The sequence below is a fragment of the Scandinavium sp. genome, assembly GCF_051650185.1.
Classification (GTDB): domain Bacteria; phylum Pseudomonadota; class Gammaproteobacteria; order Enterobacterales; family Enterobacteriaceae; genus Scandinavium.
In genome coordinates this window covers 27,521-47,532 of record NZ_JBOFIN010000047.1, presented here as the reverse complement: position 1 = coordinate 47,532, position 20,012 = coordinate 27,521, and the positions used below count along the sequence as shown (strand labels likewise).

Below are 20,012 nucleotides of genomic sequence, written 5' to 3'. Positions count from 1 at the left end.
GTGAAAACCGTCCTTTTTGCATTTGAGGGCGGGATTAATCCGCGCGACCCATATAACGTTTTTCTTCGATATGGATACGGATTTTCTCGCCAGCGCTGAGATATTCCGGAACCTGAACAACCAGACCAGTAGTCAGTGTCGCAGGTTTGTTGCGGGCACTTGCTGAAGCGCCTTTAATGCCTGGTGCCGTTTCCACGATTTCCAGGTCAACGGTCTGTGGCAGTTCGAGCGCCAGCAGTTGACCATCCCACAGCAGAACCTGCATGTCCGGCATACCGCCTTCAGGAATAAAGAGCAGCTCTTCTTCAATCTGATCTTTGGTGAAGGTGTACGGCGTGTAATCTTCTTTATCCATGAAAACGTATTCGTTTCCATCGATGTAAGAAAAGTCCACGAAACGGCGGTTGAGGCTCACGGTGTCGACAATGTCGTCGCCTTTGAAGCGTTCTTCCACTTTCAGGCCAGTACGCACATCGGCGAAGCGCATTTTGTACAGGGTCGCTGCACCACGGGCGCTCGGGGACTGGATATCGATGTCTTTCACAATCAGCAATTTGCCGTTGTAATTCAGCACCATACCTTTTTTGATTTCATTCGCTCTTGGCATTGCTTTAATCCTGTTTCAAAAGAGTCAAAAATATCGCGTCAAAGTACTCGTGCCGGGGCTTTCAGGCAAGTGGTATTCGCGGGAATTGTGAAAAGGTGATAAGGTGCGGCTCCCGCTAAATGAGAGACTCAACGATGGATTGCCGACCGGACTGTGGCGCCTGCTGTACCGCGCCTTCGATTTCCAGCCCGATCCCGGGAATGCCTGAGGGCAAGCCTGCTAACATGCCCTGTGTGCAGCTTGACGCTCAACAGCGCTGTCAGATTTTTGGCTCACCGCTGCGCCCGAAAGTGTGCGCCGGGCTGAAGCCTTCCTTTGAGATGTGCTCCACCAGCCGCGAATTAGCGATGACTTATCTTATTCATCTGGAAACGCTTACGGCACCTTAAACGTCTTTAATTTTCATCAGGCCAGCGGCGCTCAGCACGCACATCACCAGAGCAATCCAGAACACGGCATGATAGCTCCAGATTTCTGCCACAACGCCTGCCATTGAACCGGCGATTATCCAGCCCACGCGCGTGGTGTTGCTGTAAAGCGTGGTAGCTGAACCAGCCTGACCGGGCATCAAATCCTGAAAATAAAGCATGCCAATTCCGGCGAGAATTCCTATATAGATAGCGTTCAGCAGTTGCATTGCCAGCAGCAGAGCCGGGGAGTGGACGGTAAGCATGCCGGCATAAAACAGCACGCCAGCGACCACGGCGATACGCATCAGAAAACGCTTACCAAAGCGCTTCGCGTAGTAACCGGCTATCAGCATGGCAGGAATTTCGAGCCCCGCAGCGGTGCCCATCATCACGCCGACCAGCTTCTCCGGCAGATGCAATTCACTGATGATAAACAGCGGCATATTGATGATATACAGGCTGTTGGTGCCCCACATCAGGGTGCAGATACCGAACAGCAGCAACGCATCGCGGCGGTTAGTGCGAGGTGCTTCAATGTGTGTTCCGGCAACAGGACGCTCTTTCAGCATGCTCTGCAGGAACATCCAGACGATGACCGCACACACAATGTAGGCCGCTGCTGCGGACAAATACATTGCTGTAAAACCAAATCCCATTGCCAGCGCATAGGAGATCGGCGGGCCAATCACCCAGGCCAGAGAAACCTGAGCACGCAGAATGGAGCTGAACATCACGGCTTCGCGGCCCGTTTTATCCGCATGCTCACGCGCCAGCGCGAACATTTGTGGGTTTGATGTCGAGCCGAAGCTGCTCAGAAAGACGCCGATAAACAGCAGGATGAAATAGTTACGGTTCCAGGCGAACAGCACGCAGGCCAGCATGCCTAAGAAGCAGCAGAAGACGATAAGCTTTTTTCTGTCGCCCTGCCTGTCGGAACGCCCCGCCAGAAACTGGCTGACCAAAATGCCGATCACCGCACTGCCGGTAAAGAAGAACCCCACCATTGCCGGGCGGACGTGAACCTCTTCGGTCAGAAATAAGCTCAGCGTTGGCGTCTGCAACGCGCCGGCAATTCCGGTGAGGAAAGCGACGAGCAGGAAAGCGGAGGACGTCAGATCGAATCCCTTACGAGGGGCGGCAGCGGTTGTGTTCAGCATGTTGGGTTATCAGAGGATCAGCAAGACGCAGGAGTTTACGCTGACTGCCAGAAAATAAACAGGGAGCGCGTCAAGTTCGACACGAAAAATCAAAATGGCATTTCACTACGGGAGAGAGCTGAGCTGACGTGAGCTGAACGAAGCGCTGAAGTGTATTTTTAGCTTCAGCAAATGTGGCGAGAATGATAACAAAATGTGGAGTAGCTCTAAATTCTTACATCAGAAAAGCAACTTTGCTTGCAGATTAATCAATGCTGACACAGACTCCTTGAAACGTTTCAGCGTCGTTCTGAAGTCATTACGCCTCAGGGTGGCGCATTTTTTCTCACAGTGGCTGAAACGATTCAATTCGGCGAGAGAGGAGACCCATGTTCCAGTTATCAGCTCAGGATATTCATCCTGGCCAACAGGCCGGGAATAAAGAAGAGGCCATTCGCCAGATAGCGTCAGCGCTGGTGAATGCCGGCAATGTCGCCGGAGGTTATGTTGACGGAATGCTGGCTCGCGAGCAGCAAACCTCCACGTTTCTTGGCAACGGCATTGCCATTCCCCATGGCACCACCGACACCCGCGACCAGGTGCTGAAAACCGGCGTTCAGGTTTATCAGTTCCCGCAGGGCGTGAGCTGGGGCGAAGGCCAGACGGCATACGTCGCAATTGGTATCGCCGCGAGTTCTGATGAACACCTTGGTTTGCTGCGTCAGCTGACTCATGTACTGAGCGATGACAGCGTGGCCGAACAGCTGAAAAGCGCGACCACAGCGGAAGAGCTGCGTGCGCTGCTGATGGGCGAAAAACAGAGCGAAGCGCTGAAACTCGATAACGAGACGCTGTCGCTGGATGTCGCCGCGACGGATCTGGTGACGTTGCAGGCGCTGAACGCAGCGCGCCTGAAAGAAGCCGGTGCTGCTGATGCTGCCTTTGTGGCTCACGTTATTAATGATAAACCGCTGAACCTGGGTCAGGGCATCTGGTTGAACGACAGTGCTGAAGGCAACCTGAAAAGTGCGGTTGCGGTCAGCCGTGCCGCGGCACCTTTCGCCGTTGACGGCCAGCCCGCTGCACTGCTGGTTACAGTTGCCATGGCCGATGAACAGCCGACTTCGGTCCTTCATCGCCTGAGTGCGCTGCTTCTGGATAACAAAGCTGAACGTCTGCTGAATGCGGATGCCGCAACGCTGCTTGCGTTGCTGACCAGCGATGAAGCGCCAGCGGAAGATGTACTGAGCGCCGAGTTTGTGGTGCGTAACGAACACGGCCTGCATGCACGTCCGGGCACGATGCTGGTGAACACTATCAAGCAATTCAACAGCGACATTACCGTGACCAACCTCGACGGCAGCGGTAAACCTGCCAATGGTCGTAGCCTGATGAAAGTCGTCGCGCTTGGCGTGAAGAAAGGCCATCGTCTGCGTTTCACCGCTCAGGGCGAAGATGCACAGGTGGCACTGGATGCCATCGGTGAAGCCATCGCCGCCGGTCTTGGGGAGGGCGCATAATGAGCAGACGTGTTGCTACCATTACCTTAAACCCGGCCTACGATCTGGTTGGTTTCACGCCTGAAGTTGAACGGGGTGAAGTGAACCTGGTGCGTACCACCGGCCTGCACGCCGCAGGCAAAGGCATTAACGTCGCCAAAGTGCTCAAAGATTTGGGCATTGATGTCACCGTGGGTGGCTTCCTGGGGAAAGACAACCAGGACGGTTTTCAGCAGCTCTTCAGCGAGCTTGGCATTGCCAACCGTTTTCAGGTTGTCCAGGGCCGTACCCGTATTAACGTCAAGCTGACGGAAAAAGACGGTGAAGTGACTGATTTTAACTTCTCCGGTTTTGAAGTGACGCCAAATGACTGGGAGCGTTTCGTCAACGATTCCCTCACCTGGTTAGGGCAGTTCGACATGGTCTGCGTGAGCGGCAGTTTGCCGGCAGGCGTGAGCCCGGAAGCGTTCACTGACTGGATGACGCGTCTGCGCAGCCAGTGTCCTTGCATCATTTTCGACAGCAGCCGTGAAGCGCTGGTTGCTGGTCTGAAAGCGGCGCCGTGGCTGGTGAAGCCAAATCGTCGCGAGCTGGAAATCTGGGCAGGCCGTAAGCTGCCAGAGATGAAAGACGTGATTGAGGCCGCGCACGCTCTGCGTGAGCAAGGCATCGCCCATGTGGTGATTTCACTGGGGGCTGAAGGCGCACTGTGGGTCAACGCTTCCGGTGAGTGGATTGCCAAACCGCCGTCAGTGGAGGTCGTCAGCACCGTCGGTGCCGGTGATTCCATGGTCGGCGGTCTGATTTACGGCCTGCTGATGCGTGAATCCAGTGAACACACTTTACGTCTGGCAACCGCGGTGGCTGCACTTGCCGTGAGTCAGAGTAACGTAGGTATTACCGATCGTACCCAGTTGGCCGCGATGATGGCGCGCGTTGACTTACAACCCTTCAATTAACAGCAGGAGAGGCATAATGAAAACGCTGCTGATTATCGACTCCGGACTCGGACAGGCGCGCGCCTATATGGCGAAAACCCTGCTGGGGGCGGCGGCCCAAAAGGCCCATTTAGAGATTATCGACAACCCGAACGATGCTGAACTGGCTATCGTGCTGGGCTCTGCGCTGCCTGCTGACAGCGCGCTGAACGGCAAACAGGTTTACCTCGGCGATGTGAACCGCGCCGTGGCACATCCAGAACTGTTCCTGAGCGAGGCTAAATCCCACGCCGAACCGTATGCGACTCCTGCGGCGCTGGTTCCGGTTGCCAAAAGCGGGGCGAAGCGCATTGTTGCCGTTACCGCTTGCCCAACGGGCGTGGCTCATACTTTTATGGCGGCGGAAGCCATCGAAACCGAAGCGAAAAAACGCGGCTGGTGGGTGAAAGTAGAGACGCGTGGTTCTGTTGGTGCGGGCAACGCAATTACGCCAGAAGAAGTGGCTGAAGCCGATCTGGTGATCGTGGCGGCGGATATCGAAGTGGACCTGGCGAAATTCGCGGGTAAACCGATGTATCGCACCTCCACCGGGCTGGCTCTGAAGAAAACAGCTCAGGAACTGGATAAGGCAGTTATTGAAGCTCAGCCTTATCAGCCTTCCGGCAACGTTCAGTCGGCGAGCAAGGAGACCGGTAAGAAGGGCGGCGCATACAGCCACCTGCTGACCGGCGTTTCTTATATGCTGCCGATGGTCGTCGCAGGCGGTCTGTGTATCGCACTGTCCTTCGCGTTCGGGATTACGGCCTTTAAAGAAGAGGGCACGCTGGCGGCGGCGCTGATGCAAATCGGCGGCGGTTCCGCGTTCGCTCTGATGGTGCCAGTGCTGGCCGGTTATATCGCGTTCTCTATCGCGGATCGCCCAGGTCTGACGCCAGGTCTTATCGGCGGTATGCTTGCGGTGAGCACCGGATCGGGCTTTATCGGCGGGATCATCGCTGGTTTCCTCGCGGGTTATGTCGCGAAAATGATCAGCACCAAAGTGAAGCTGCCGCCAAGCATGGAAGCGCTGAAACCGATCCTGATCATTCCGCTGCTTTCCAGCCTGATTACGGGTCTGGCGATGATCTACCTGATCGGCAAACCGGTTGCGGGCATTCTCACTGGTCTGACTCACTGGCTGCAAACCATGGGCACGGCGAACGCGGTTCTGCTGGGCGCGATCCTCGGTGGCATGATGTGTACCGACATGGGCGGGCCGGTGAACAAGGCGGCGTATGCCTTCGGCGTGGGTCTGCTGAGTACTCAGACCTATGCACCGATGGCGGCGATTATGGCAGCCGGAATGGTGCCACCGCTGGCGCTGGGGCTGGCAACGATTGTTGCACGCAATAAGTTTGATAAAGCGCAGCGTGAAGGCGGTAAAGCGGCTCTGGTACTGGGATTATGCTTCATCACTGAAGGGGCGATTCCTTTTGCGGCCCGTGACCCAATGCGTGTTCTGCCATGCTGCATCGTCGGTGGTGCTGTGACGGGTGCAATCTCCATGGCAATCGGCGCAAAACTGATGGCACCGCACGGTGGTCTGTTCGTGTTGCTGATCCCTGGCGCTATCACGCCGGTGCTTGGTTACCTGATGGCGATTATCGCCGGTACGCTGGTAGCAGGTCTCTCTTATGCGGTGTTGAAACGTCCGGAAGTGGAAACGGCTGTGGCGAAAGCGGCATAATTCAGACGCGATAAAAAAGGGCCGATTTCGGCCCTTTTTTTATGCCTGATGGCGGCATTACCTTATCAGGCCTACATGAGCCTGTCGGCCCGTGCAAACGCAGTGCCGCCGGGCCTCAGGCAATGGCGGGTTCTGTTTGTTGCGCCTTCAGCCAGGCAATTTCTTCCGCCCAGATATCCGGATTGATGGTTTCCAGAATCAAGGGGATACCGTCGAAGCGGTTGTCCTGCATGATCCAGCGGAAGCAGTCGTGGCCGATGTTGCCTTCGCCCAGGCTGTGGTGACGGTCGACATGGCTGCCAAAAGTACTTTTGGCATCGTTCAGGTGCATCCCGCGCAGATAGTCAAAGCCCACGATGCGTTCGAAATCGGCAAAGGTTTTTTCACAAGCTTCTGCGGTGCGTAAGTCGTAACCCGCCGCAAAAGCGTGGCAGGTATCGATGCAGACCCCGACGCGAGATTTGTCTTCCACGCCGTCGATAATGGCCGCCAGATGCTCAAATTCGAAGCCCAGATTGCTTCCCTGACCCGCCGTGTTTTCGATAACGGCAACCACGCCTTCTGTCTGCGAAAGGGCGATGTTGATCGACTCCGCAATGCGCGCCAGGCATTCATCGACAGGGATTTGCATCAGGTGGCTACCCGGGTGGAAGTTCAGCAGGGAAAGCCCAAGCTGTTCGCAACGCTGCATCTCATCCAGAAACGCCTCGCGGGATTTTTCCAGCGCGTCGGCGACGGGATGCCCCAGGTTAATCAGGTAACTGTCGTGGGGCAGAATTTGTGCTGAGCTGAAGTGGTGTTTTTCGCAAGCCGCTTTGAACTCGTCAATCACGTCGCTGGTGAGCGGGGCGGCGCGCCACTGGCGCTGGTTCTTGGTGAACAGGGCAAACGCGGTGGCACCGATTTCTGCTGCACGGATAGCAGCATTTGCCACGCCGCCGGAAGCGCTGACATGGGCTCCGATGTATTTCATAAAAAACTCCTGTTAACCCCGCCGGGGGGAAATGCATCACAAAGGCTAATCATAGCGAGGATAACAGGAGAGTGGTACTGCGCTTATGCCATCAGGGCATGAACGGCTACGTTAATGATGCCGCCACCGACAATCAGCCACACGAATAGTACCAGCGCCATCAGCAGAGGTTTCGCACCTGCCTTTTTTAGCGCGCTGACGTGTGTAGTCAGGCCCAGTGCGGCCATGGCCATTGCCAGCAGAACGGTATCCAGTGTGACCAGCATATCGACGACTGCTTTTGGTAACAGGTGGAACGAGTTGAAAATGGCGACCACGATGAACAGGATGGCAAACCACGGGATGGTGATTTTGCTTTTCTCACCGTTTCCGGCTGGAGCCAGTTGCTTAACGCGAGCTGCCAGAATCAGCAGGAACGGAGCCAGCATCATCACACGCAGCATTTTGGCGATCACCGCGGCATTCTCTGCATCCGGGCTAACGGCATGTCCTGCAGCCACAACCTGCGCCACTTCATGCATGGTTGAACCCATATAAATGCCGTACGTTTCAGGACTGAACCAGTGCGCCAACAGAGGGTACATGGCAGGGTAGAGGAAAATCGCAATGGTGCCGAAAATCACTACTGTGGCAACCGCCACCGTCACTTTGCTGGATTCCGCTTTCACCACGGGCTCAGTGGCTAATACTGCCGCGGCACCGCAGATACTGCTGCCCGCGCCAATCAGCCAACTGGTGTGTTTATCCAGGCCAAACACTTTTTGCCCCAGGAATGTTGCCAGCATAAAGGTGCTGGTGAGCGTCAGCACATCGATGGCGATGCCGCTAAACCCCACATCCGCAATTTGCGAAAACGTCAGACGAAAGCCATAAAGAATGATGCCCAGTCGCAGCAAATGCTGTTTGGCAAACAGCACGCCGCCGTCGCAGCGCTGCCAGATTTTGGGGTAAACCGTGTTGCCGATAACCATCCCCAGCAGGATTGCCAGCGTCAGGGCACTAAAGCCCGCGCCAGAAATCGCCGGAAAACTGCCAGCCCATAACGCGACGCCGGTGATCAACGCGCTCAGCGCCAGCCCGGGAATGAAGTGCCACAGCGGGTGGCGATGCGTATTGAGAGTGAGTGCTGCCATAACCTTCTCCTTTATCTGGGCTAAGGTTACGTCGGGCTGGTTTAAAGGTAAAATTGATTATATATTTATAATTAATCTGAATAAGTGGTATATCCGTGATACTTCGAGCCGCAGGGGTTGGCTTATCGCTCGATTTATCCAGGTATCAATGAGGAATCCCATGCATATCACCCTACGCCAACTGGAAGTGTTCGCCGAAGTCCTGAAGAGTGGCTCGACCACGCAGGCCTCGCAGATGCTGGCGCTTTCGCAGTCGGCGGTCAGCGCGGCGCTCACCGATCTTGAAGGGCAGCTTGGCGTTCAACTGTTTGATCGCGTCGGTAAACGGCTGGTGGTCAACGAGCATGGGCGACTGCTTTACCCGCGTGCCCTGGCGACGCTGGAGCAGGCCACGGAAATCGAGCAGTTGTTCCGCGAAGACAACGGCGCGATTCGTGTGTTTGCCAGCAGCACCATTGGCAACTACATCCTGCCGGAAGTGATCGCTCGCTACCGTCGGGATTTTCCTGCTTTGCCACTGGAGCTGAGTGTAGGCAATAGCCAGGACGTGACTAACGCCGTCAGCGATTTCCGGGTCGATATCGGGCTGATTGAAGGGCCATGTCATTCGGCGGACATTATCGCCGAACCGTGGCTGGAAGATGAGCTGGTGGTGTTTGCTGCACCAGGTTCCTCTTTATTAGAAGGGGAGGTGACACTCGCTCGTCTGGCGGCAGCGCAGTGGATCTTGCGAGAGAAAGGTTCCGGTACCCGCGAACTGGTCGATTATCTGCTGCTTTCACATCTCCCCGAATTTCGTCTCGGTATGGAATTAGGCAATTCTGAAGCCATTAAACATGCCGTTCGTCATGGGCTGGGTATTAGCTGTCTCTCACGCAGAGTGATTGCCGAGCAGCTCGACAGCGGCACGCTGGTTGAAGTGCAGGTCCCGCTTCCACGCCTGACGCGTATGCTCTGGCGCATTCATCATCGGCAAAAACACCTCTCAAATGCCCTCAGGCGCTTTCTGCGTTACTGCGAGATCTGACGGCCTGGCGAAGCGGCAATATAAGGTCTTTACTTATAATCCGCGAGCCATCATGAAGCTCTCTTATAACTGCGCATTTCCACCGGATGGAACGGCGATCGTCTGCTAGAATTGCGCCTCATTTTTTGGATGGACAGCATTTTTATATGGTTTCCGAAACTAAAACCACAGAAGCGCCCGCGCTCCGTCGCGAACTCAAGGCGCGTCACCTGACGATGATCGCCATTGGCGGCTCAATCGGTACAGGGTTATTTGTTGCCTCCGGGGCAACCATTTCACAGGCGGGCCCTGGCGGCGCTCTGCTTTCTTATATGCTTATCGGTCTGATGGTTTATTTCCTGATGACAAGCCTCGGCGAACTGGCGGCCTTTATGCCGGTTTCTGGTTCGTTTGCGACTTACGGCCAGAACTATGTCGAAGAAGGCTTTGGCTTCGCGCTGGGCTGGAACTACTGGTACAACTGGGCTGTAACCATCGCCGTTGACCTCGTTGCCGCACAGCTGGTGATGAACTACTGGTTCCCGGACACGCCAGGCTGGATCTGGAGTGCGCTGTTCCTCGGCATCATGTTCCTGCTGAACTGGATCTCCGTTAAAGGCTTCGGCGAAGCGGAATACTGGTTCTCGCTGATCAAAGTGACCACCGTGATTATCTTTATCATCGTCGGCGTGATGATGATTATGGGTATCTTCAAAGGTGCACAGCCAGTTGGCTGGAGCAACTGGACAACCGGCGATGCGCCGTTTGCGGGTGGCTTTGCGGCGATGATTGGCGTGGCGATGATTGTCGGCTTCTCTTTCCAGGGCACTGAACTTATCGGTATCGCTGCGGGTGAATCCGAAGATCCGGAGAAGAACATTCCTCGCGCGGTGCGTCAGGTGTTCTGGCGTATCCTGCTGTTCTATGTGTTCGCTATCCTGATTATCAGCCTGATCATTCCTTACACCGATCCGAGCCTGCTGCGTAATGACGTGAAGGATATCTCCGTCAGCCCGTTCACGCTGGTCTTCCAGCACGCAGGTCTGCTGTCAGCGGCAGCGGTGATGAACGCCGTTATCCTGACTGCGGTGATCTCTGCGGGTAACTCCGGAATGTATGCGTCCACGCGTATGCTGTACACCCTGGCCTGCGACGGCAAAGCACCGCGTATTTTCGCTAAATTGTCTAAGGGCGGCGTGCCACGCAACGCGCTGTATGCCACCACGGTTATCGCCGCGCTGTGCTTCCTGACGTCCATGTTTGGTAACCAGACCGTTTACCTGTGGCTGCTTAACACGTCCGGTATGACAGGCTTCATCGCCTGGCTGGGGATTGCCATCAGCCACTATCGTTTCCGTCGCGGCTATGTGATGCAGGGCCACGATATTAACGATCTGCCGTATCGTTCTGGTTTCTTCCCTCTGGGGCCCATCTTCGCGTTCGTGCTATGTCTTATCATCACGCTCGGTCAGAACTATGAAGCTTTCCTGAAAGACACCATTGACTGGGGCGGCGTAGCGGCAACCTATATCGGTATTCCGCTGTTCCTCGCCATCTGGTTTGGCTACAAAATTGCGAAGGGCACTCATTTCGTGCGTTACAGCGAAATGCATTTCCCGGAACGCTTTAAGAAGTAGTTTTCAGAAGCTCTCTGCTCAAACCCTCCCATCGTGGAGGGTTTTTTCTTTGTGTTATCCGCTGTTTCGCCTGACACACATGGTCACAATTAAATTGATAATTGTTATCATTCTCTTTATCATCTATGCGCTTTCAGGATGAAGCCACTCCCCCGCATCTTGTCCAAGGACGCCTCCGGACCAGGGTGACCAGCCACATCTCTTTTGACTCAGGCACGTTGACGCACGTCGCATCAGGCGGGCGAAAGCCGGTGAGCTTTTTTTGTTGTTTTTACCTCATGGAGATAGGAAATGTTCAGGTTGAATCCCATCGTTCGGGGCGGGTTGTGCGCGTCCGTATTCACACTGGCAATGCCAGTCCTTGCCGCTAATGACGGCGAAACGCTGGTCGTGACCGCGGCGGCCACGGAGCAAAGCGTGAAAGATGCGCCTGCCAGCATCAGCGTGATTACGCAGCAGGATTTGCAGCGTCGCCCGGTACAGAATCTGAAAGATGTGCTCCAGGATGTCCCTGGCGTGCAGCTCACCAACGAAGGCGATAACCGCAAAGGCGTCAGTCTGCGTGGCCTCGACAGCAGCTATACTCTGATTCTGGTCGACGGCAAACGCGTCAACTCCCGCAATGCCGTTTTCCGGCATAACGACTTTGACCTGAACTGGATCCCGGTGGATGCCATCGAGCGAATCGAAGTGGTGCGCGGCCCGATGTCCTCGCTTTACGGCTCTGATGCGCTTGGCGGCGTGGTGAATATCATCACCAAAAAAATTGGCCAGAAATGGCATGGTTCCGTCACGGCGGATACCACCCTTCAGGAACACCGCGACCGTGGCGACACCTATAACGGCCAGTTCTTTACCAGTGGCCCACTGGTTGACGGCGTGCTGGGCATGAAAGCTTACGGCAATTTGTCGAAGCGCGAAAAAGACGAACAGCAAGCCTCCTCCACCTCTGCCACCGGCGAATCTCCGCGTATCGAAGGGTTTACCAGCCGCGATGCGAACGTCGAGTTTGCGTGGACGCCAAACGACAATCACGACTTCACTGCGGGTTACGGCTTCGACAGGCAGGACAGGGATTCTGACTCGCTCGACAAAAACCGTCTTGAGCGCCAGAACTACTCACTCAGCCACAATGGTCGCTGGGATGTCGGCAACAGCGAGCTGAAGTTCTACGGCGAAAAAGTGGATAACAAAAACCCGGAGCAGGCCGGGGTCATCACTTCTGAAAGCAACTCCATCGATGGCAAGTATGTCCTGCCGTTGAGCCCCATTAATCAGCTGCTGACGCTGGGCGGTGAATGGCGTCACGATAAGCTCGAAGATCCGGTGAATTTAAAAGGCAGCGGTAACACATCAGCCAGCCAGTACGCGCTGTTTATTGAAGACGAATGGCGAATTTTCGAGCCGCTGGCGCTGACCACCGGCGTGCGTATGGATGACCATGAAACCTACGGCGACCACTGGAGCCCGCGTGCCTATCTGGTCTATAACGCGACCGATACCGTCACGGTCAAAGGTGGCTGGGCAAACGCTTTTAAAGCCCCGTCTTTATTACAGCTTAGCCCGGACTGGACAACAGGCTCCTGTCGTGGCGCTTGTGAAATCGTCGGTAGCCCGGATCTGAAACCGGAAACCAGCGAAAGCTACGAGCTTGGCCTTTATTACGCAGGCGAAGAAGGCTGGCTGGAAGGCGTACAGGGGAGTATCACTACTTTCCAGAATAACCTTGATGATCGAATCAGCATCAGCCGTACCGCTAACGTCAATCAGGCGCAGGACTACCCGAACTACGTGGGCCTCAACGCGGATGGTGAGCCGATTTTCCGTTATTACAACGTCAATAAAGCACGCATTCGCGGGATTGAAACCGAGCTGAAAGTGCCGCTGGCGGAAGACTGGAAAGTGACGCTGAACTACACCTACAACGACGGGCGTGATCTGAGCAACGGCGGCAATAAGCCGCTGTCCGAACTGCCGTTCCATACCGCGAATGGCGTTGTGGACTGGCAGGCGACGCAGGACTGGTCGTTCTATGTGCAGGCCAACTATTCTGGTGAAAAACGCGCAATCGCCACCGGCGGCGCAACACCGGGCGGCTATGTTATCTGGAACGCGGGCGGTGGCTGGCAGGCGACGAAAAACGTCAAACTGCGCGCCGGGGTGATGAACCTGACGGATAAAGACCTGAGCCGCGACGACTACAGCTATAACGAAGACGGGCGTCGTTACTTTATGGCACTGGATTACCGTTTCTGAAACCTATGGTTTTACTCCCCTCGCCCCGTGGGAGAGGGGCTGGGGGAGAGGGCATCAGGCCGCACGAAAGTGTTACTTCATCAAATGCTGCGCATGGAAGCGCAGATGATCTTCGATAAAGGACGCAATAAACCAATAGCTGTGATCAAACCCGGACTGAATGCGCAGCGTCAGCGGCCAGTTTTTCTGTCGGGCGGCTTCGGCCAGCACCGCTGGCTGTAACTGATCCGCCAGGAACTGATCGCTATCCCCCTGATCAATCAGCGTAGGGATCGCATCATTCACGTCGCTGTTCAGCATCAGAGCGCAGCTGTCCCAGGCTTGCCAGGTTTTTTGATCTTCCCCCAGATAAGCCGTAAACGCTTTCTGCCCCCACGGCACGCGGCAGGGGTTCACAATCGGTGCAAATGCAGACACGCTCGCATAGCGGCCCGGATTTTTCAGCGCCAGCACCAGTGCCCCATGTCCACCCATCGAGTGGCCTGAAATCGCACAGCGGTCGGCAACGCTGAACTGTTGCAGAATCAGCTTTGGTAGTTCGTCGGTGAGGTAATCATACATGCGGTAATGTGCGGCCCACGGCGCTTGCGTTGCGTTCAGGTAGAAACCTGCGCCTTTGCCCAAATCATAGGCTTCATCATCAGCCACATCGTCGCCACGCGGGCTGGTATCTGGCATCACCAGCACAATACCGAGCTCGGCGGCAACGCGCTGTGCTCCGGCTTTCGTGGCGAAATTTTCATCGGTGCAGGTTAACCCTGACAGCCAGTACAGCACCGGTGGCGGGGTGTTTTCCCGTGGCGGTGGCAGAAAGATGCTGAACGTCATGGCGCAGTTCAGCGTGGTGGAGTCGTGCCGCCAGCGTTGCTGCCAGCCTTCAAAACAACGGTGCTCTTCGAGCAGTTCCATGCATGGCTCCCTGATAAATGATTGAAAATGACCTGTTTCATCATACAGATCATCGGCGGCGATGAGTAACTTTCACTTCCGCATTATGTTTACATGTTGCATCATAAACACAACTTTACATTAACACTTGAGGCGAACATGGCGCTACGCACCGCGCTGAGTGGTTTTGTCATGCTGGTGGTGGCGATGGGGATAGGGCGCTTTGCCTTTACGCCTCAGGTACCGCTGATGATTGCTGAAGGCCAGCTGACGCTGACAACCGCCGGGCTGGTGGCGGCCATGAACTATCTGGGCTATCTGGTGGGTGCCTGGGATGCCATGCGTGCCAGCCGTCGGGTGGAAGGGCGTTTGTACGCCGGCATTGCCGGAGCCGTCATCTTGACGCTGCTTTCTGCCTGGGCCGATAACGCCTGGCTCCACGGCTTGTTGCGATTCGTGATTGGCTGCATGAGCGGCTGGGCGATGGTGCTGACGGCCGCCTGGACCAATGAAAAACTGGCTCATGCCGGACGTCCTGGCCTGAGTGCCGCTGTTTTTGCGGGGCCGGGAGCGGGTATTGCGATAAGCGGTTTACTGGCTGTTTACATTCATTCGGGCAATCTTAGTGCTGCGGCTGGCTGGTTGCTCTACGGTTTACTGGCGCTGGTGTTGATCGCCTTTATTTCTCACTGGTTGCCGCGCCCTGGTGAGTTACACCGCCCCGGCGTGAAACCTGAGCCGCTGGTCTTAACGCCGGATTTGCGCCGTTTAGTCTGGAGCTACAGCCTGGCTGGATTTGGCTATATTCTGCCTGCGACTTTTTTGTCACAGATGGCGGCAGCCCGTTTTCCGGGCAGCGTTTTTGCGCAATTTTTGTGGCCCGTGTTTGGCGTTTCGGCGGTGATCGGCATTGGATTGAGCATTCTGCTGCGCGGCGTGGGGCACAGCCATCAACGGCTCGCTGTCGTTTTATGGCTTCAGGCGCTTGGCGTGTTAGCGGCATGGCTGCTGCCGGGCATGAGTGGCCTGGTGATTGGCGCATTGCTGGTGGGCGGCGGTTTTCTGTGTGCGGTACAGCTTTCGCTGCTGTATGGGCGCGAACTGGCCCCGCAGCACACTCGTTACATGGCGGGCTTATTGACCACCGGATACGCCATCGGTCAGCTTGCCGGGCCGATGACCTCCGCGCTTTCCACCTGGCTAACGCAGCGTCTGGAACCGGCGCTGGGCGTGGCGGCTATCGCGCTCTTCATTGGCGGCGCGCTGGTCTGGCGCTCGCAGCATGAAAGGTTAAGCCAATTTCAATAATTATCGCCGTGAATACTGGATTCTGTGCACGGCCTCACGCACAATGAGTGCTCACTTTGCCCTCAGAGAGCGAAGGTCGCCACACCTGCAGGAGAAACCCTAAATGCCATCATTGAGTAAAGAAGCCGCCCTGGTTCATGAAGCGCTGTTGGCGCGTGGTCTGGAAACGCCGCTGCGTCCTCCAGTTGATATGGACAAAGAAACTCGTAAGCACCTGATTGCCGGTCATATGACCGAAATTATGCAGCTCCTGAATCTTGATCTCAGCGATGACAGCCTGACTGAAACGCCACATCGCATCGCAAAAATGTATGTGGATGAAATCTTCTCCGGTCTGGATTACGCCAACTTCCCGAAAATCACCGTCATTGAAAACAAAATGAAGGTGGATGAGATGGTGACCGTGCGTGATATTTCGATGACCAGCACCTGCGAGCACCATTTCGTGACTATCGATGGTAAAGCGACCGTCGCGTATATCCCGAAAGACACCGTTATTGGCTTGTCGAAAATCAACCGCATTGTGCAGTTCTTCGCTCAGCGCCCACAGGTACAAGAGCGTTTGACTCAGCAAATCCTCGTGGCGCTGCAAACCCTGCTGGACACCAATAATGTGGCCGTTTCCATCGATGCGGTGCATTACTGCGTTAAAGCGCGCGGCATTCGTGATGCAACCAGTGCGACCACGACCACTTCGCTCGGTGGCCTGTTCAAATCAAGCCAGAACACCCGCCAGGAGTTTCTGCGCGCGGTGCGTCATCACAACTAATTAGCTAAAGCAGGAACTTGATGGAACGAAACGTCACGCTGGATTTTGTTCGCGGCGTTGCCATTCTGGGGATCCTGCTTCTCAATATCTCCGCCTTTGGTTTGCCGAAGGCGGCCTATCTTAACCCGGCCTGGTATGGCGCGATCACCGAACGCGATGCCTGGACATGGGCAATCCTCGACCTGTTCGCGCAGGTAAAATTTCTCACTCTTTTCTCGCTGTTATTTGGTGCCGGTTTACAACTGTTACTGCCGCGCGGTAAGCGCTGGATCCAGTCCCGGTTGTCTCTTCTGGCGCTGCTCGGCTTTTGCCATGGCTTGCTGTTCTGGGATGGCGACATCCTGCTGGCGTACTCGCTCGTCGGGCTGGTGTGCTGGCGAATGGTGCGTGAAGCACACAGTGCGAAATCGATGTTTAACACTGGCGTTGTGCTGTACCTGATTGGCATCGCGGTGCTGGTTTTCCTCGGGTTTATCTCTGGAGATGCGCCAAACCGTTCGTGGGTGCCGGATGCTGCGAATCTGCAATATGAGCAATACTGGAAGCTGAAGGGCGGTTTTGAAGCCATCAGCAATCGGGCGGACATGCTGTCAGATAATCTGTTGGCATTAGGCGCGCAATACGGCTGGCAGCTGGCGGGCATGATGCTGATGGGGGCCGCGCTGATGCGCAGCGGCTGGCTGAAAGGGCAGTTCAGCCTGTTACATTATCGCCGCACCAGTGTGCTGCTGATTGCGCTTGGCCTGATGATTAACGTGCCAGCGATAGTGGCACAATGGCATCTGGACTGGTCTTATCGCTGGTGTGCGTTCTTGTTACAGGCCCCAAGAGAGTTGGGCGCACCGTTACAGACCATCGGTTATGCTGCACTGGCCTGGGGTTTCTGGCCGCAGATTTGCGCATCGCGGCTGGTTGGCGCGGTGGCGTGTGTCGGCCGCATGGCACTTTCCAACTACCTGCTGCAAACCCTCATTTGTACCACGCTGTTTTATCACCTTGATCTGTTTATGAAATTTGACCGCTTCCAGCTGCTAGCCTTCGTCCCGGCTATCTGGCTGGTGAATGTATTGTTCTCCGTCTTCTGGTTGCGTCATTTCCGTCAGGGGCCGGTGGAATGGCTGTGGCGGCAGTTAACCGCAAGGGCTGCAGGGGTATCCATTTCTAAAACATCCAGATAACGATCTGGATCACAATCATTAACAAAACGGATGTAACCGTTTCCATCCTTGTGAGCTTCTTCACGTAGTCCTTCCCGACTCGCTGCCAGAATAGCCTCCTTGCTCAACACAGGGGGTGACTGTGAGTTGCTGCCATTTTCAACAGGACGGTGGTTATGATCACCATTCGTGATGTGGCCCGCCATGCGGGTGTTTCCGCCGCGACCATTTCCCGCGTGCTAAATAACAGCCCGCTTGTCAGTCCTGAAACTCGTGAACTGGTGATGAAAGCCGTTTCGGAGCTGGGTTATCGGCCCAACGCCAACGCCCAGGCACTGGCCACGCAGGTCAGCGACACCATCGGCGTGGTGGTGATGGATGTATCGGACGCCTTTTTCGGCGCGCTGGTCAAGGCGGTCGATACCGTTGCTCAGCAGTTTCAAAAAAACGTGCTGATTGGCAACAGCTACCACGAAGCAGAGAAGGAGCGAAACGCGATTGAGGTGCTAATTCGCCAGCGCTGCAATGCGCTTATCGTGCATTCCAAAGCATTAAGCGATGCCGAGCTTGCAGAATTTCTCGATCAGATCCCGGGTATGGTGTTAATCAACCGCATTGTGCCGGGCTATGAGTACCGCTGTGTCGGGCTGGATAACGTCAGCGGCGCGATGATGGCGACGCGCATGTTGCTTAATCAGGGGCATACGCGTGTCGGCTATCTTGGCTCCAGTCACGGAATCGAGGACAACCAGATGCGTCAAGAAGGATGGCTGCGTGCATTGAGCGAGCAGGGCATTGCTGCGCCCGAAGCATGGGTGGGCACTGGCTCGCCAGATTTACAAGGCGGGGAAGCTGCGATGGTGGAGCTGCTTGGGCGAAATCAGGGGCTTACGGCGGTGTTTGCCTACAACGACAACATGGCGGCTGGGGCATTGACGGCCCTGAAAGACAACGGCATTGCGGTGCCACAGCATCTTTCATTGATTGGTTTTGATGATATTCCCATTGCGCGTTACACCGATCCGCAGCTCACGACAGTGCGTTATCCGATCGTTTCAATGGCCAAACTGGCCACGGAGCTGGCGCTGATGGGGTCGGCCGGGAAGCTTGATAGCAGCGCAACTCACTGTTTTATGCCGACGCTGGTGCGCCGTCATTCGGTGGCGCTGAAGCAATCTGTGGGGTCGATCACTAACTTATAAAGTGCCGTGATGTAACCGCTTTCAATTTGTGAGTAAATTCACAGTATCTTAACATTCGCCTGACTATGATGTCAGCGTTTGTAAGGCTGAAACGCTATGTAACGGTGATTAATCAGTTTTTATATAGCAATAAAGCGCTAAGCAATCAATTTTACGCTCGTCTGGATTGTTACCGAACACGGAAGATGGTTTTTGTAGAATTTTAACTTCGGCGGTCAGTAACTTTTCTTTAACGTTTTGCCCGCCACGATAAGCTACCCTGCATAAAAATAACCGGAGATACCATGAATAAGAAGGTGTTAACCCTGTCCGCTGTGATGTCTTGCATGTTGTTTGGCGCGGCTGCTCATGCAGCAGATACTCGTATCGGCGTAACCATCTATAAATACGACGACAACTTCATGTCTGTGGTGCGTAAAGCGATCGAGAAAGACGGCAAAGCATCACCAGACGTTCAGCTGCTGATGAATGACTCGCAGAACGACCAGTCCAAACAGAACGACCAGATCGACGTCCTGCTGGCGAAGGGCGTAAAAGCTCTGGCTATCAACCTCGTTGACCCGGCGGCGGCAGGCACCGTCATCGAAAAAGCACGTGGTCAGAACGTGCCGGTGGTGTTCTTCAACAAAGAGCCATCCCGCAAAGCGCTGGACAGCTATGACAAAGCCTTCTACGTGGGTACTGACTCCAAAGAGTCCGGCATCATCCAGGGCGACCTGATTGCAAAACACTGGAAAGCGAACCCAAATTGGGATCTGAACAAAGACGGCCAGATTCAGTTCGTGCTGCTGAAAGGCGAGCCAGGCCATCCGGATGCTGAAGCTCGTACCACTTACGTTATCAAAGAGCTGAACGATAAAGGCTTCAAAACTCAGCAGCTGCAGCTGGATACCGCAATGTGGGATACCGCTCAGGCTAAAGACAAAATGGACGCATGGCTCTCTGGCCCGAACGCTAACAAAATCGAAGTGGTTATCGCCAACAACGATGCGATGGCAATGGGTGCAGTAGAAGCGCTGAAAGCCCACAACAAAACCAGCATTCCTGTGTTTGGCGTGGATGCGCTGCCAGAAGCTCTGGCTCTGGTGAAATCTGGCGCAATGGCGGGCACCGTGCTGAACGATGCGAACAACCAGGCGAAAGCCACCTTCGATCTGGCGAAAAACCTGGCTGATGGCAAAGAAGCCGCAGCGGGCACCAACTGGAAAATCGAGAACAAAATCGTTCGCGTGCCTTACGTAGGTGTTGATCAGGACAACCTGTCTCAGTTCATCGGTAAGTAATAAGAATGGCACGCTTGCCGTGCCTTTTTACGTAGTCAAAGAGATATCTCCCGTGCTGGACGGTCAGCACGGGAAAACATTCGC

General features: G+C 55.2%; 17 protein-coding genes. 12 read left to right on the top strand and 5 right to left on the bottom strand.

Annotated elements, in window-relative coordinates:
- Window positions 1-34 precede the first annotated feature (34 nt).
- Window positions 35-607, bottom strand: coding sequence for an elongation factor P-like protein YeiP (gene yeiP, locus ACRCWW_RS05795; protein ID WP_330982487.1), 573 nt, complete (start codon window positions 605-607; stop codon window positions 35-37).
- Between the two features lie 134 nt (window positions 608-741).
- Here yeiP and ACRCWW_RS05790 point away from each other — a divergent pair, with 134 nt between their 5' ends.
- Window positions 742-996, top strand: a complete 255-nt coding sequence (locus ACRCWW_RS05790) for a YkgJ family cysteine cluster protein (RefSeq protein WP_438681580.1) — start codon at window positions 742-744, stop codon at window positions 994-996.
- On the opposite strand, the gene setB is transcribed toward ACRCWW_RS05790, so the two are convergent.
- Window positions 993-2,174: a sugar efflux transporter SetB gene (gene setB, locus ACRCWW_RS05785; RefSeq protein WP_438681556.1), complete on the bottom strand. Its 1,182-nt coding sequence runs from the start codon at window positions 2,172-2,174 to the stop codon at window positions 993-995. The two genes, ACRCWW_RS05790 and setB, sit on opposite strands and share 4 nt — an antisense overlap.
- Window positions 2,175-2,542: 368 nt before the next feature.
- Between setB and fruB the strand changes: the two genes are divergently transcribed.
- Genes fruB through fruA form a run of 3 tightly spaced genes read left to right on the top strand, consistent with a single transcriptional unit; the run spans window position 2,543 to window position 6,316 of the window.
- Window positions 2,543-3,673 (top strand): fused PTS fructose transporter subunit IIA/HPr protein, encoded by a 1,131-nt coding sequence (gene fruB / locus ACRCWW_RS05780; protein ID WP_438681555.1) that lies wholly within the window; start codon window positions 2,543-2,545, stop codon window positions 3,671-3,673.
- Window positions 3,673-4,611 (top strand): 1-phosphofructokinase, encoded by a 939-nt coding sequence (gene fruK, locus ACRCWW_RS05775; RefSeq protein WP_438681554.1) that lies wholly within the window; start codon window positions 3,673-3,675, stop codon window positions 4,609-4,611. The genes fruB and fruK overlap by 1 nt, the downstream gene beginning before the upstream one ends.
- Before the next feature lie 16 nt (window positions 4,612-4,627).
- Complete coding sequence (gene fruA, locus ACRCWW_RS05770; RefSeq protein ID WP_438681553.1) at window positions 4,628-6,316, top strand: PTS fructose transporter subunit IIBC; 1,689 nt, start codon at window positions 4,628-4,630, stop codon at window positions 6,314-6,316.
- Window positions 6,317-6,431: 115 nt separating this feature from the next.
- Here fruA and nfo read toward each other — a convergent pair whose 3' ends face one another.
- On the bottom strand, window positions 6,432-7,289 hold the full coding sequence (gene nfo, locus ACRCWW_RS05765; protein WP_438681552.1) for a deoxyribonuclease IV: 858 nt from the start codon (window positions 7,287-7,289) through the stop codon (window positions 6,432-6,434).
- Window positions 7,290-7,372: 83 nt separating this feature from the next.
- Complete coding sequence (locus ACRCWW_RS05760; RefSeq protein ID WP_438681551.1) at window positions 7,373-8,422, bottom strand: YeiH family protein; 1,050 nt, start codon at window positions 8,420-8,422, stop codon at window positions 7,373-7,375.
- Between the two features lie 160 nt (window positions 8,423-8,582).
- Here ACRCWW_RS05760 and yieE point away from each other — a divergent pair, with 160 nt between their 5' ends.
- The 3 genes from yieE (at window position 8,583) to cirA (ending at window position 13,321) form a co-directional block, all read left to right on the top strand.
- The gene (gene yieE, locus ACRCWW_RS05755) at window positions 8,583-9,449 is read left to right on the top strand and encodes a DNA-binding transcriptional regulator YeiE (protein WP_438681550.1); all 867 of its coding nucleotides are present in this window, start codon (window positions 8,583-8,585) and stop codon (window positions 9,447-9,449) included.
- 146 nt (window positions 9,450-9,595) lie between these two features.
- Window positions 9,596-11,065: a lysine-specific permease gene (lysP, locus tag ACRCWW_RS05750; protein ID WP_438681549.1), complete on the top strand. Its 1,470-nt coding sequence runs from the start codon at window positions 9,596-9,598 to the stop codon at window positions 11,063-11,065.
- Window positions 11,066-11,356: 291 nt separating this feature from the next.
- Complete coding sequence (gene cirA, locus ACRCWW_RS05745; protein WP_438681548.1) at window positions 11,357-13,321, top strand: catecholate siderophore receptor CirA; 1,965 nt, start codon at window positions 11,357-11,359, stop codon at window positions 13,319-13,321.
- A gap of 72 nt (window positions 13,322-13,393) precedes the next feature.
- Here cirA and fghA read toward each other — a convergent pair whose 3' ends face one another.
- Window positions 13,394-14,230 (bottom strand): S-formylglutathione hydrolase, encoded by an 837-nt coding sequence (fghA, locus tag ACRCWW_RS05740; protein WP_438681547.1) that lies wholly within the window; start codon window positions 14,228-14,230, stop codon window positions 13,394-13,396.
- Between the two features lie 138 nt (window positions 14,231-14,368).
- Here fghA and ACRCWW_RS05735 point away from each other — a divergent pair, with 138 nt between their 5' ends.
- The 5 genes from ACRCWW_RS05735 to mglB all read left to right on the top strand — a co-directional run bounded on the left by ACRCWW_RS05735 (window position 14,369) and on the right by mglB (window position 19,928).
- A complete protein-coding gene (locus ACRCWW_RS05735) occupies window positions 14,369-15,517 on the top strand; it encodes a YbfB/YjiJ family MFS transporter (RefSeq protein WP_438681546.1) in 1,149 nt (382 codons plus the stop codon).
- Between the two features lie 103 nt (window positions 15,518-15,620).
- Window positions 15,621-16,286: a GTP cyclohydrolase I FolE gene (gene folE / locus ACRCWW_RS05730; RefSeq protein WP_330982459.1), complete on the top strand. Its 666-nt coding sequence runs from the start codon at window positions 15,621-15,623 to the stop codon at window positions 16,284-16,286.
- Between the two features lie 20 nt (window positions 16,287-16,306).
- Window positions 16,307-17,464 (top strand): DUF418 domain-containing protein YeiB, encoded by a 1,158-nt coding sequence (gene yeiB, locus ACRCWW_RS05725; protein ID WP_438681545.1) that lies wholly within the window; start codon window positions 16,307-16,309, stop codon window positions 17,462-17,464.
- Window positions 17,465-17,619: 155 nt separating this feature from the next.
- Window positions 17,620-18,645, top strand: coding sequence for an HTH-type transcriptional regulator GalS (galS, locus tag ACRCWW_RS05720; RefSeq protein WP_438681544.1), 1,026 nt, complete (start codon window positions 17,620-17,622; stop codon window positions 18,643-18,645).
- Window positions 18,646-18,929: 284 nt separating this feature from the next.
- Window positions 18,930-19,928 carry a galactose/glucose ABC transporter substrate-binding protein MglB gene (gene mglB / locus ACRCWW_RS05715; protein WP_330982456.1) on the top strand — a complete coding sequence of 333 codons (999 nt, stop codon included), beginning with the start codon at window positions 18,930-18,932 and terminating at the stop codon, window positions 19,926-19,928.
- The last annotated feature ends 84 nt before the right edge of the window (window positions 19,929-20,012 follow it).